A 12,814-nucleotide genomic window follows, 5' to 3' on the forward strand; every position below is an offset into this window, starting at 1 on the left:
GTCAAGCCTTTCGTACAATGCCTTGGTGAGTAGAGGGCTCGTGTGGAGCCTTGCGACACTCAAGCCCGAGTCTTCGGCACATGGCCTTGGATGTTTCGTGGTAGCTGAGTCGGTCTCGAAGGGCATGAATCCGGCGCCGCATGGAGCGTACCTTTTCCCGAGGCAGGTCCAAGGCATGCAAAACCGCCTCTTCCCATCGATCATCCTTGACCGCAATGCAATGAACCCCATGCCTCATCTCCAAGCCGTAAAGATCCACTTCTTTTTCATTCAGGATCGGTACGGCGCCTCTCAAGAGGGCTTCGATAGGGCGATGGGTCACCAGGGAATAGCCTGGAGGACACAGCACAAAATCCGATTGGGACAAGATGCGCACGTAGTCGGCCGCCGACACACCCGACCCGGAGGAGTCCGTGTATTCGTGCCAAAACATCTCGGCCCCGTTGAAGTGGCGTCGAAGCTCATGCAAAAACCCTCGGCGCCCCTGGGATCCAGGCTGCCCAGAAAGCTGATGCGAAAGCTACGCGGCTCGTCCGGGAGCCAACTGGGGGAAAAAATGAGTTCGAACAGTCTCGGATTCGTCAGAAACTGGGAGTGCACATCGAAGCCGCAGATAAACCGGGGTCTATGCAGAGCACGATAAAGATCCATCCCCCGGTAGCCATCTTTGTACACCACCCGGCCCACGGGAATCCCCGCCCGGCGCAACGCCATGAATTCTTTTACTTGCACCTTGAGGGCCGACCAACGGGGCTGGCCCCGATCCCCTGCGGTGATAAAGGTCACGGGCTCGCGCACCCGATGCCCAGCGATCTCAAGAGCCTTCGGGGAAGGAAGGTGGGGATGGCCCTGAACGACAACCCGCCTCCCGGCACCTGCCTCGTCAACTCGGCCGTTTCCCACACAGGACAATCGGACTCCGGGCATCCGAGATATTTCGGAAAGCCTGCGGCCCGACTCTGCACGATCATAGAGGAAATTCACCTCCATACCCTGGAAGGTCATGGCATGGAGCAGGGTGAAGGTGAGCGAATCCACCTTACCGGTCACGAAAGCCACCGGAGCGGAAGACCTCTCCAATCTGGTCGGGTTGCCCGAGGAGGCTTTCATGACACATCCACCAGGGAGGACATTCGGGAAAGGAAAGAGGCAGTCGTTTTTCTCAGGCGCCAAAACGGAGGTCCGCTTTTTATAGGGACTGTCGCCTGTCGCACTTGCTCACGATCAGTGGTACCGTAGGTTGACTTCATGAGGTCGTCGATTCGAAAGGGGTAGCCAAACCTTTGGGCGATGGGCGCAACCTGTTCCTCAAACTCGACGATCTCCCGATCTGTCCACTGACAGATGTTTCTCTTCTTATCAAATGAGTGGGGGCGGCTGTCCGCAAGGGCTTGAAACGTCTCCTTGGTCACCAGGGGCTCGTAGCCCAGGAACCGGGAGGCCTCCAGATAGGCGGAGTGATCAAAATCCTCGATGCGAACGACCTTGTAGGTTCCCTGGGGTAAAGTTTGAAGTTTTTCCAGAGTCTTTTCTGTATACGCCCGGTAGAACCAGGCGATCTTGCCGATGGGCGTCATGCTGTTCCAAACAGGAAAGAACGGCCCGGTGGGCGCAATCCGGGCCAGGAACATTTCAAAGAGATCTTTGGGCATCTGTTGATAGCTGGGCGCCAGGGAGGGATCCTTCACCACATAGGGCTGGCGATAGAAGCCCTTTTTCAGAAAGGAGGAAACCACCTCGTGGGGGGCTCTCACCAGGAGAATAAACTTGGCGCCGAACCGCTCATGGAGTTCCACCACGGAAAGAGACAAATGGGGACTGGCCTCGAGCGAAAAGACGGCCCGCTTCAGGTCATCCCGAATCTCCCGTTCTTTGGCCTGAAGAAAACCTTCCGAATCCACCGGGAGATCGTACCACTTGCAGTAACGGTGAAACGTTTCATTCAAGGGGAATCGCTCGTGAGAGGCCGCCACACCAGGTTCCAGCTCGCCCAGCTTTGTGTAAAATAGCGTCCCGCACCGGCCCGTGCCGATGACGAAACCCACTTTTCCTTGATATTCCATGTCAAATCCCCATAATTTTTACAGAGGAAAACACATTATCTTACTAAATTCAGATCTTAATTCGTGAAATTTCGCCTATGAATACGAATATCTTACGGCAGATGTACTACTAAAAATACAGCTCATTTTTGATATACGGTTTCCTGACACATTTTCACCCGGCAGGTGCACTCATGAAGAAAATTGAGATCGAACAATCTCTCAAATCTTTCTCCAACGGACACGCGGGCTTAGACTTTGTGGGAAATCTGATCAACGTTGCCGCGAGCCTGCGCGAACATTTGGAAAGGCAAGTTCCTGGACCGTCGATGATCTCGCATGCGGATGTGTTCAAGACCTACTTGGGGCTTCTGTGCCCGGGCAGAATGGCTTTGAAGCCACTACGGAGGTGGCCGGCAATGACGGTTTCCAAGAGCCTCTGCACATTCAGAAGGTTCCTTCACATGAAACCTTGCAACAACCTTTTGACGAGCACGCTAGGGTTTTCGAACGCCTTGCCGACGCTGGTAGCTTAGAACTGCTTGAGAGGGCCGGGGTTCCCGTGACGGCGTGGGGCTTTTCGCATCCTGCCTTGGGTTTTAGGGGGCAAGCACTTTCCCCACAGAGAGAAAGACGGCGTTCCAGGCTTTGAGAAGATCCTCTTCTTCCCGCTGCGGGCTGTAGGTCTTTGCGATGTATTCCGCCGCCCGGCGCCCTCGATCCACGAGTGGGGCGGGATCCGCCTCGTACTGGCGGATCACCCCTTCCACCGTGCGGGCAAAGCCGATGATGTCGCCTTGTTCGATGGGGTAACTGAAATGGGGGTCGAAAAATTCCCTGCCCCCACCCCCATGGAATCCCACCACGATGCATCCGCACGCCATGGCTTCCGCCGCCGGAAGTCCGAACCCTTCCGGGTAGCCGAAGCTCAAGAAAATAAGCGATTCCCGCAGCAGGCGTGCCACTTCCGACTGGGGGATATTGATGAAAGGACGCAGCTCGAATTCCCCAAGGACTCCACGAAACTTGAGGATGCTAACCACTTGCATGGCATCCCTCGGGTTCTTGATCCGCGAAAAGGCAATTTGTTTCTTCTTGTTCGGCTCATAGAAGAAAAGCTTAGGGTCCACAGACAGCCGGAACCGATGGACCGGATGATGAGGAAATGCATATCGCACATATTCCTCCGTATTCTTGGAGTTGACCAGTGTGGCGAGGACATCCGGATGGCCGTAAGGGGTGGTCAAACTCTTGGCATCCCAAGAATAGCCCCTGAAGGTTAGGTATCCACTTTGGTTCAAGATAACCTTCTTGATCCCTTGGCCATAGAGATCGGCCAGGTTCGGCCCGTACACTTCCGGGATCACGAGAATATCATCCTCACCAATGAAGGGCTTGTGCCCCCCCTCAATGGGGATTTTCTCCATACGGTCTTCAGCCCCCTGCGCGGCCGTAAAGGCCTTCACTTTCTTCTTGATCTTTCCAAAACTACGCCGACACCAGCCCTCCTTTCGGTAGACGATGGGCGTGGAGTTCTCGAACCACGTCGCGCGAAACCCCTTTTTCCGATGCACCACATAGGCAGGGATGCCGTGCTTGTTGCCTCTTCGCTGTTTGTTGTGCAACCGGCCCTGAAATTGCTATTTTAGGATGGCTTTTCAGGCTCTGCAAACACCACTAAGTCGGGTTATCATTGAGCGCAAAACCGACTTTCCAATACGTCAACTGCAGGCTCGGCAATCACTCCTCACCGATTCAGAGGGCCATGATGCGACCTATTCATCCCCACAAATAGTCTAATTCTGAGCTATGTAGGTAGTCTAGCTTTCAGTACTATTCACTTTCTTTGGCGATACTTCGTATGTATCGACGAATATACACATTTCCTTACCTATGGTTTCTAAATTCAGCAATCAGCGCATACAGTTTTTTCCCTTGATCGCGTCTTGAGTATTTTTCTATGGCTTTCCAATTAGGTGAATGTTCGTAACGGCCCTGAGCTCTCCATTCATATACACGCACTATTGACTCAGCAAATTTGCTAGAATCCCATTGCCCTACAGCCTCGCCTGTATTTGTTTCTCTTATCAGACGTGCTACTTCGCTACCCTCGCTAACCAAGGCCATTATCGGAACAGGCGTCCTAATCATCTCGTATATTTTTCCGCTCATTACGTGAGTTTTAAAATTCTCCGGTTGGACGAAGATCTGCAGGTCTGATCTCATCCTCACCTTTATAGCCTCTTCATGAGAGACATACCCGTGATCAACGACCTTCACACCGACTTCATTGCTAATTCTACGCATATGGTGTGAAGCTGGGCCCGCATATTCCAAAACCACCTTATGGAAAATATCTGGCCTCTTGATCTTCAATAGATTAAATCCATTGCATATATATGTCACGCTATTTTCTGAATAAATATTCCCAACAAGCGATATTGTCAGTTGCCTATCATCGCGTTTCACAACTCCCTCTATTCTAGCAAAATCATCTTCATCGTACCCATTAAGAATACCTACTATCTTATTTTCCAAACTGCGGGAGCACAGAAAGTATTCTCTGTAGTACGTTTCATTGTCTGCCATTATAACGTACTTTGATACCTTTAACACAAACCTCTCCAATTTAGCATTTAACAACTTTCTAATGTTACCTCTCATGCCCCATGTACTGACATCGATCTTATTCCACGGGTCACGAAAATCACATATTATTGGAATACCATACTTGCAACTAATATAACAGCCTATCAGCAAGTTAGTATAAGGAGGGGCAGTGGCAAAAAGAACAGATACTGATCCATGACGCAAAATGTTTTCTATTTCTTTTCTGCACGTTCGAAACCACGTTATATAATCATCAGGCACTAAAACTTTTTTTCTTCTGAGCTCAGTAGCCGCCATCTCTGGAGTTCGAACCACAAGAATATTTTCAGGGAGTTCATTTATTGAATCGTCCAAAATTCTTCCAGACCTGGGTTTAGTAGTTACCAAAATCTGACTCAAGCCACACTCATTCAGGTACTTGATAAATTTGTTTATGCGCTGAGTCCCATAATCACTCGCATATGGATATGAAAAATAGGATATGAATAATATATCATAACATGCCTTCCTGCACCGTGTCGAATCTTCATTAGCTCTATCCCATACATATAATTTTAGCAAGCAGAGAATGGCATACACATACTCAGCCACTTCCCCCATGATCCTATTTAATTGTTTCATCTTTTCGAAGTAGCGCCAATACAAACTTTTGAGATTCATCCCATCCCCCAAACAGTCACATAAACATTACGCATTTAGCTGATACATATAACTGCACATTCACACGACACCTATATATAACACTTGGTCACATAGCGGTAAGATTGCGTTTTTCACATATGTCTATTTAATAACGACTATGTTTTTAAGGGATATTTGACTCTTTGGTAAAATATCAAGCTGAACCGCTTGCAGCGGTCTGTCCATCCATACAAAATATTTATATCCCATTGCCTTTAGAAATGCGACATAGTCCTCAATGGATACCCCGGCGCTATGCATAGCATCATTATTTATCTCAATCATTAGTTTCGGTTTTCTTTCCCTGATCAGATCCCTGCAGCCCTTCAGAGCAGCTAATTCGTGACCCTCCACATCCAGCTTTACAAAAAGGGATCCTGGCAGCCGTAAAGATAGCACTAAATCGTCCAGGCGTTTAAGACCTACTTTCAATACTCTATGCTCTCCAGTTGCTGAAAAAGACTTATAAACGCCAGCTGCCCCGGAGCTACCGCGAGGCACAAATAGCTCTGTGGAGCCTTCTCTATCACTGCAACCACATTCAAAAACCTGAAAAGGACTCTCGCCGTTCGCCTCTAAATTTTTCTTGACCAATTTCGCCAATAAAGGCTGTGGCTCTATCGATACGACCATGCCAGTTGGACCAACTAATTTTGATGCAACAACCGAGAAAACTCCATAATTTGCCCCCACGTCAATAAACGTATTACCTTTCCCAATAAAATATTTTAAAGAATACGCATCAGAACCCGAGTCTATTAACTCAATTATTGCTTGGAATGCTCGTGGATCCTCCACCGCCAGATAGAGTTTCGAACCATCAACCGTGACCAAATAATAAGAATGCTGGCCCAACAACTTAGACATACCCACACAACCAAAAAACATTATGTTACCCAAGGGGAGTTTTCCTTTATAAAAATTTACAAACAAATAGACATATGACCAAAAGATTTTTTGGGGCCACGGCAAACTCCAGTAATCTAATGTTTTCACTATCTTTGATAATCGTGACATTTGGAACAGCCACGCATGAGGCCCCTCAGGCTCCAAAACCTTGAAGGGTCTCCTTAAAAAACGAGAGCCCATTTGAGGAGCCTCCCGCAACCGCCAGTAACCTGATTTAAGTCGAGCTATTAAATAATTCATCTGCCTACCTTTACCGAGCTAGAGATTCTGTTGCTGTATCTGAGGTGACGTCGTCATTTAAAGAAACTGAATTGGTATTGATATGCCATTCATGTTTAATGTCAATAAATCCAAGCGCCGCCGTTTTCGAAACGGGAATATCGCCTGGTAAGACGCTAAAGGTTTTAATAGATTCGCCATAGAACATCTCTCTTCTATATCGGTCAAGCACACCTACCCGTAGTCCGTAGATTCCTGGAATTAGTGGAAGTTCTGGTATAACGCACTGAACGAGGTTCTTCCCCTCTCGAAAATTAGGCTTATTCATAAGCCTGGCGGAATCCATCGAGGCGATGTATATAAGATCTGGTGTGTGAAATCCAAAGACAACTTCAGGGCTTTCAATATGGCGATCACAGTCGAACCAGGCTTGGATGACCATCGGATATCCGGATCTCATAGCGTCCGATTCTTCACCCTCTTCGTTAAGCAAACTTAAACTATGCAGTATGACTTCTCCCGTCATACGAAGATTCCTAGCTTGACCGCCACTCACATTGTATTCGCCCATGATCTTCTTACTGCTTTGTTCAAAGTACAGATCACAAACCTTTTTGGGGTTTCCATCTTCGATGACCCTTCCATTGTTAAGAAGCACTATTCGAGAACACAACCGTTCGACCTGTCTCATATTGTGGCTCACCAACAAAATAGTTCTACCTTCTGTCTTTATTAGATTTTCCATTCGGTCAAAGCATTTACGCTGAAATGCCATATCTCCTACCGCCAAGACCTCATCCATTATAAGAATCTCTGACTTGAGGGTCGTAGCAATTGAAAAACCTAGCCTCACTTTCATTCCAGAACTGTACCGCTTGATCGGAGTGTCAATAAACTCCTCCAACTCAGCGAACTCTATAATCTGTCCGAGCGCTGAAGTTATTTCTTTTCGCCCCAGTCCAAGTATTGTTCCGTTTAGATATATGTTTTCTCGTCCAGTCAGATCTCCAACCAGCCCGGCCCCCACTTCAATCAGGGGCGCCACTTTGCCACCGACAATGCAGTTTCCCCAACTCGGGCGGGTTACACCGCACAAGATCTTGAGCAGTGTGCTCTTGCCCGCACCGTTGGGGCCGATGATGCCCACCACCTCCCCTTCCTCCACGGAAAAGGTCACATCGTCCAGCGCCTTGAAGGCCTTTCTTTCCGGTGGCTTTCGACCGCGAAGGCGGGCGGCGATCCCCTTGAACGTGTCGCCGACTTTCGTGAGCTGTCCCAGACGATATTCCTTGGTCAAGTGTTCCACTTCGATGATGGCCATGTGACGTCTCAACCTCTTTTCAAGCGGTTCCTGAAGATTTCCACTCGCCGATACCGGACTAGATCACGTCGGCAAAATAGGCTTCCGCCCGCCGGAAGATGGCGTAGCTCAAGGGAAGGAGCAGCAGGGTGGCGACAAACCCGGGCCAAAGGACCTGAAAGTCGGGCGGGTCGCCTCTGAGCATCACCGCCTGAAAGGTATCGATGATGCCCGCCAGGGGGTTGAGCGTGTAGAGGGTGTAGAGCAGGTGGGACCAGTCCCCGGCGGCCTGCTGCACGATGAGCTTCTTGTGGACCAGGGAAAGCGGATAGATCACCGGCGAGGCGTACATGAGCAAGTTGATCCCCACGGGAAGCATCTGCCCCACATCCCGGTAGTAGACGTTCAGGGCCGCTCCCACTAGGCTGATGGTCAAGGACACCAGGGCCGTATAAACCAGAAGGAAGGGAACCCACACGGCATGGGCGCTGGGGGCCATGCGGTACCAGATCATGAAAAGGGCCAAGAGGAAAAAGTAGATGGACAGTTCCACAAACTTGGTCAACACGGCGGTCAGGGGAAAGATCACCCGCGGGAAATAGATCTTTTTGATGAGACCGGCGTTGGCCACCACGCTGTTCACACTGGCCGCCGCGCTTTCTTGGAAAAAGGTCCAGGGAAGGAGCGCCGCAAAGGTCAACACCGGATAGGGGATCTTGCCCGTGTCGATGCCCACGAAGCTTCGGACCATGGTGAAGATCACGGTGAGCAGCAAGGGCTTGAGCACGGCGATCCCGATGCCCAGATAGGCCTGCTTGTAGCGGACGACGATCTCTTTCCAGGCCAGAGTCGTCATGAGTTCCCGGTAGGTCCAGAGTTCTTTGATGACGGCGATCATGGGCTGCCTCGTCTTGGTTTGGAGAGTGGCGATGGGGTCAAGTCGCAAATCGTGAAGTCGTCAATGGGGCGTGGCTGGGATCAGGAGACGTACTGGGTGTAGAGGGCGCGGTAGAGGGCGCCGTTGCGATCCCAGGTGCGCTCCCGCACCACCCACTGCCGGGCTCGGCGCGCCAGCCGCTCGCGCAAGGCCTCCGAATCGAGCAGCGTGGAGATGGCCGCGGCCAGGGCCTGAGCGTCGTCGGGTGGGAAGAGGATCCCCGTCTGCCCATGTCGGATCAGTTCCCGATGACCGCCCACGGCACTGGCCGCCACTGGCTTTCCCAGGACCATGGCCTCCAGGGGCTTGAGCGGCGTTACCAGCTCGGTAAGACGCATGGACTTTCTGGGATAGACCAAAAGATCCGCCGCCCCGTAGGCTTCCACCACCTGGTGGTGGGGGATGCGCCCCGTAAAGACCACCGATTCTCCAAGCCCCCGGCGCGCCACCAGATCCTTGAGGGGCCCTTCCATGGGCCCGCCCCCCACCAGCAAGAGGCGAAGTTCCCGATGCCGATCCACCAGGCGGCCGCACGCCTCGATCAAAAGATCCAGCCCTTCGTAGTGATAAAAGGAGCCGATAAAGGCCACCGTCTTGGATCCGGCCTTTCCAAAGCGCCCGTCTTGCCCCGTCCGTGCCTTGCCGGAAACCGAAAATTCCGAAAGATCCACCGCGTTGGGAACCACGCATACCTTCTCCCCAGGGATACCCCGGGAGAGAAGGTCGTCGCGGAGCCCCCGGCAGATGGTCACCACACGATCCGCCCGGCGGCACACGACCGTCTCCAAGGCCCGCACCAGCCGGTACTTGGCCGAGGCCGCCCCGTAGGTGCCCAGATCCGCCGCGGCGTCTTCCCAAAAGGCCCGGATTTCGTAAATCATGGGAATCCCGGCCCGACGCGCCTCCACCCAGGCCGCCAGGGCGTTCAGAACCGGCGAGTGGGCATGTAGCACATGGGGTCGCTCCCGGCCCATGAGTCGGCGGATCCGGGACCGAAGGCGCCAGACCAGCGCCCCTTCGCCCAGGATGCCTCCCGCCCGCCCGTCCAAAGACCCGCTTCGGTGATAGACAATGCCGTCGATCACATGTACCGAGGGCGCCAGGCCCTTCCAGGAGGCTTCGTGCTTGGGCGAGGTGAGGGCCAGTGGGGCCAAGCCCGCCCCTTTCTGGCTCCGCAGGATGTTTCGACTGCGGAAGGCATAGCCGCTTTGAAGCGGCAGGCTGTGGTCCAGGATGTGAAGGATTTTCATGGTTTCGTGAATCATCGAGTCCTGCATCGTGAATGGGGGATTGGCAGATGGTTTAGGGGGTCCCGTTTTTCAGCAGGACCTGGACGATGCGCTCGGCCGTGCGGCCGTCCCAGAGATCGGGCACACGCCCCAGGCGTTCCGGACCGTTGAGCACCGCCTGGATATCCCCGGCCAGGGCTTCCAGAGACGTGAGCCGATTGCTCCCTTCGGTGACGGTCACGGGCCGTTCCGTGTTGGGCCGAAGCGTGAGGCACGGGGTCCGAAAATAGGTGGACTCTTCCTGCAGCCCCCCCGAATCGGTCAGGACGAGCCGCGCGTTTTCGGTAAGACACAACGAATCCTGATAGCCCACGGGGGCGATCTTGTGGAGGCCCGGAGCGCCCACGTGGTCCAGGCCGAAGGCTTCCAGCGCCTTGTGCGTGCGCGGGTGCACCGGAAAGATCACGGGAAGATCCCGGGAAAGCCGGACGAGATTTTCCAGGATGGCTTCCAAGGATTCCCTGCAATCCACATTGGACGGCCGGTGGAGGGTCACGTAGGCATACCGGCCGGGTTCCACCCCCAGCCGCACCGGAGCCCGCCGGGCCCGGGCCCGGGCAAGATTGGCCACCAGGCAATCGATCATGATGTTTCCCACCCGGTGGATCTTTTCCCGAGGCACCCCTTCCCGGGCCAAGTTTTCGTCGGCGTCTGCAGACGGCGTGAGCAAAAGATCCGCCAGGGCGTCCGTCACCAGCCGGTTGATCTCTTCCGGCATGGTGCGATCGAAGCTTCGAAGCCCCGCTTCCACATGGGCCACCGAAATCCCCAGCTTGGCCGCCACCAGCGTGCAGGCCATGGTGGAATTCACATCACCCACCACAATGACCCAGTGGGGCCGATCCCTGTGGCACACCTCTTCGAAACGCACCATCACCGCCGCCGTCTGCCGGGCATGGGTTCCCGATCCCACCTCCAGGTTGACGTCCGGGGTGGGGATGTTCAGCTCCCGGAAAAAGACCTCCGACATCATGATGTCGTAGTGCTGTCCCGTGTGCACCAGCAAGGGCTCCAAGGCGCCGTTTCCGGCCACGCACCGCTGGTTGTGCCGGGCGATGGCGTGAAGAAACGGGGCCACCTTCATAAAATTGGGGCGGGCTCCGGCCACCACGAACAGCTTCATCGCACGTCCCCTTTTCGGCGCCGGTGAAGCTCCACCAGCACACGCTCCAGACGATCCATGCCCGCCTCCCAACCGTGATGCTCCTTGACGAAGCGCCGCGCCCGGCCGCCCAGCTCTTCCGCCAGATCGGGGTCCCGCAGCACGCCGAGCACCCGGCGGGCGAACCCGTCCTCGTCCTCGGCCACCAGCACGTGCCGGCCGGGCTGCGCCTCGATGCCGTCCAGGGCCGCCGGTGTGACCACCGCGGGCCGTCCCATGGCCATGCCTTCCAGCACCTTGTTTTGCACGCCCCGGGCCAGCCGAAGGGGCACCACCACGCAGGCCGCCGACGCCACGTGCGGGCGCACATCCGGCACAAACCCCGTCACCTTGATCCCAGGCCGCGCCCCCAGGGCCCGGACGCGCGCGTGGGGCCGGGACCCCACCACCCAGAAGGAGGCCCCGGGAATTTCCCTTCGAATCCTGGGAAAGATCCGTTCGGCAAACCACACCACCCCGTCCACGTTGGCCGCATAATCCATGGCGCCCACAAAGACCAACTTGGAGGACCCGCCGTCCCGAGCCGCCCGGTCCCCCGGAAATCGACGGCCCGCCAGGGGCCGAAAGTAGTCCGTATCCACTCCGTTGGGCGCCACACGCACGTTGCACGCCTCCGGCACCCGCTCCATGAAAAGGGCCGCTTCCCGCCGGGAGACGAAAAAACAGGCATGGAAGCGCCGCTGTACCTTCTTTTCGTAGTCCAGGAGCCGCTGCGCTTCGCGCCCATAGATCCAGCGCGCCGGCCCGGAGGCCCGTTTGGAATACTGAAGCCACTTGTCCGAGTCCATGTCGCAAAAGTCCATGATCCAAAGGGGCCGCTCCCGCCGCTCCGACCGGCTCCGGAAGAGATACTCGGCCATGGGAGAAGAAAAGCACAGGACCACATCGTAGTCTTCCCGGGATAGCCAGCGGTCCACGCGCCGCTGCAAAGACTCCCGGTGAAAGTAGGGAACGGAAAGCGGGGCACGCTGCGCCAGGCCGATCACACTCCCGGCCTTGGCCTTCCAGGGCACCACCCGCTCCACGGCCACCCGTCGGCACCAGCGCTCCAGGGCCCCCCGAAAGGCCATGTCCTCTTCCACATCGCACAGGCACGCCAGGTCCAGCACGTGCCGTCGGGCCAAATGACGCACCTGGTGGTAGGAACGGATCTTGTCCCCCTTGTTGGGCGGATAGGGGATGCGATGGGCCAGGTAAAGGATCCGCAGGGGTGGGGAGTGGGGAGTGGGGAGTGGGGAGTGGTCGGGGGTCAAGGGACTCCTTCTTTCCATGGATTTACGCACGCGTCTTGCCCCTCAGGGTCCGCCGCAGGCTGTTGATCATCTTGCTGATGCGTTCCACAAGCTCCAAGGCCGTCTCCACGGCTTGGGGTTCCAACAGCCCCAAATACCTGGAACACAAATGCAGTTGAGTATCCAATTCAGCCAGTGAGCCGCGGGCCATCCCAAGAAATTGGATGAATTCAGCGGTTGAATTCCGGGCCGCCCCCTCCGCGATATTGCTGGGGATGGAAACGGCCGCCCGCCGCAATTGACTCGCCAAGCCATACTTTTCGGTTTCAGGAAGGAGTGCCGCCAGCGTGTACACCTCTTGGCACAGGTCCATCGCCAGCCTCCAGACCTCCAGATCCTTATGGGGGCGATGGAACTTCCGCTTCACAAGCTC

The 12,814-nt window shown here is 54.7% G+C and carries 11 protein-coding genes; all 11 read right to left on the bottom strand.

From position 1 onward, the window contains the following. Nucleotide 1: 1 nt before the first annotated feature. Nucleotides 2-433 carry a glycosyltransferase family 47 protein gene (locus B9A12_RS17665; protein ID WP_245802446.1) on the bottom strand — a complete coding sequence of 144 codons (432 nt, stop codon included), beginning with the start codon at nucleotides 431-433 and terminating at the stop codon, nucleotides 2-4. Between the two features lie 673 nt (nucleotides 434-1,106). Continuing rightward, nucleotides 1,107-2,063: a hypothetical protein gene (locus tag B9A12_RS13010; RefSeq protein WP_084058537.1), complete on the bottom strand. Its 957-nt coding sequence runs from the start codon at nucleotides 2,061-2,063 to the stop codon at nucleotides 1,107-1,109. 578 nt (nucleotides 2,064-2,641) lie between these two features. Continuing rightward, on the bottom strand, nucleotides 2,642-3,409 hold the full coding sequence (locus tag B9A12_RS13020) for a glycosyltransferase (RefSeq protein ID WP_170920597.1): 768 nt from the start codon (nucleotides 3,407-3,409) through the stop codon (nucleotides 2,642-2,644). A gap of 520 nt (nucleotides 3,410-3,929) precedes the next feature. Further along, the gene (locus B9A12_RS16730; RefSeq protein WP_170920598.1) at nucleotides 3,930-5,312 is read right to left on the bottom strand and encodes a glycosyltransferase family protein; all 1,383 of its coding nucleotides are present in this window, start codon (nucleotides 5,310-5,312) and stop codon (nucleotides 3,930-3,932) included. A gap of 123 nt (nucleotides 5,313-5,435) precedes the next feature. Next, a complete protein-coding gene (locus B9A12_RS13030; protein WP_084058541.1) occupies nucleotides 5,436-6,482 on the bottom strand; it encodes an FkbM family methyltransferase in 1,047 nt (348 codons plus the stop codon). Nucleotides 6,483-6,492: 10 nt separating this feature from the next. Further along, entirely contained in the window at nucleotides 6,493-7,782 is a 1,290-nt protein-coding gene (locus B9A12_RS13035; RefSeq protein ID WP_084058542.1) for an ABC transporter ATP-binding protein, read from the bottom strand. A 58-nt stretch (nucleotides 7,783-7,840) separates the two neighbouring features. Further along, on the bottom strand, nucleotides 7,841-8,659 hold the full coding sequence (locus tag B9A12_RS13040) for an ABC transporter permease (protein WP_084058543.1): 819 nt from the start codon (nucleotides 8,657-8,659) through the stop codon (nucleotides 7,841-7,843). Nucleotides 8,660-8,739: 80 nt separating this feature from the next. Further along, nucleotides 8,740-9,963: a TIGR04063 family PEP-CTERM/XrtA system glycosyltransferase gene (locus B9A12_RS13045; RefSeq protein ID WP_212636940.1), complete on the bottom strand. Its 1,224-nt coding sequence runs from the start codon at nucleotides 9,961-9,963 to the stop codon at nucleotides 8,740-8,742. 37 nt (nucleotides 9,964-10,000) lie between these two features. Beyond that, the gene (wecB, locus tag B9A12_RS13050; RefSeq protein WP_084058544.1) at nucleotides 10,001-11,110 is read right to left on the bottom strand and encodes a non-hydrolyzing UDP-N-acetylglucosamine 2-epimerase; all 1,110 of its coding nucleotides are present in this window, start codon (nucleotides 11,108-11,110) and stop codon (nucleotides 10,001-10,003) included. Next, entirely contained in the window at nucleotides 11,107-12,402 is a 1,296-nt protein-coding gene (locus B9A12_RS13055) for a TIGR03087 family PEP-CTERM/XrtA system glycosyltransferase (RefSeq protein ID WP_170920599.1), read from the bottom strand. The genes wecB and B9A12_RS13055 overlap by 4 nt, the downstream gene beginning before the upstream one ends. Nucleotides 12,403-12,424: 22 nt before the next feature. Further along, nucleotides 12,425-12,808, bottom strand: coding sequence for a four helix bundle protein (locus B9A12_RS13060; protein ID WP_245802447.1), 384 nt, complete (start codon nucleotides 12,806-12,808; stop codon nucleotides 12,425-12,427). Nucleotides 12,809-12,814 lie beyond the last annotated feature (6 nt).

The sequence above is a fragment of the Desulfacinum hydrothermale DSM 13146 genome (assembly GCF_900176285.1).
GTDB classification, from domain to species: Bacteria; Desulfobacterota; Syntrophobacteria; order Syntrophobacterales; family DSM-9756; genus Desulfacinum; species Desulfacinum hydrothermale.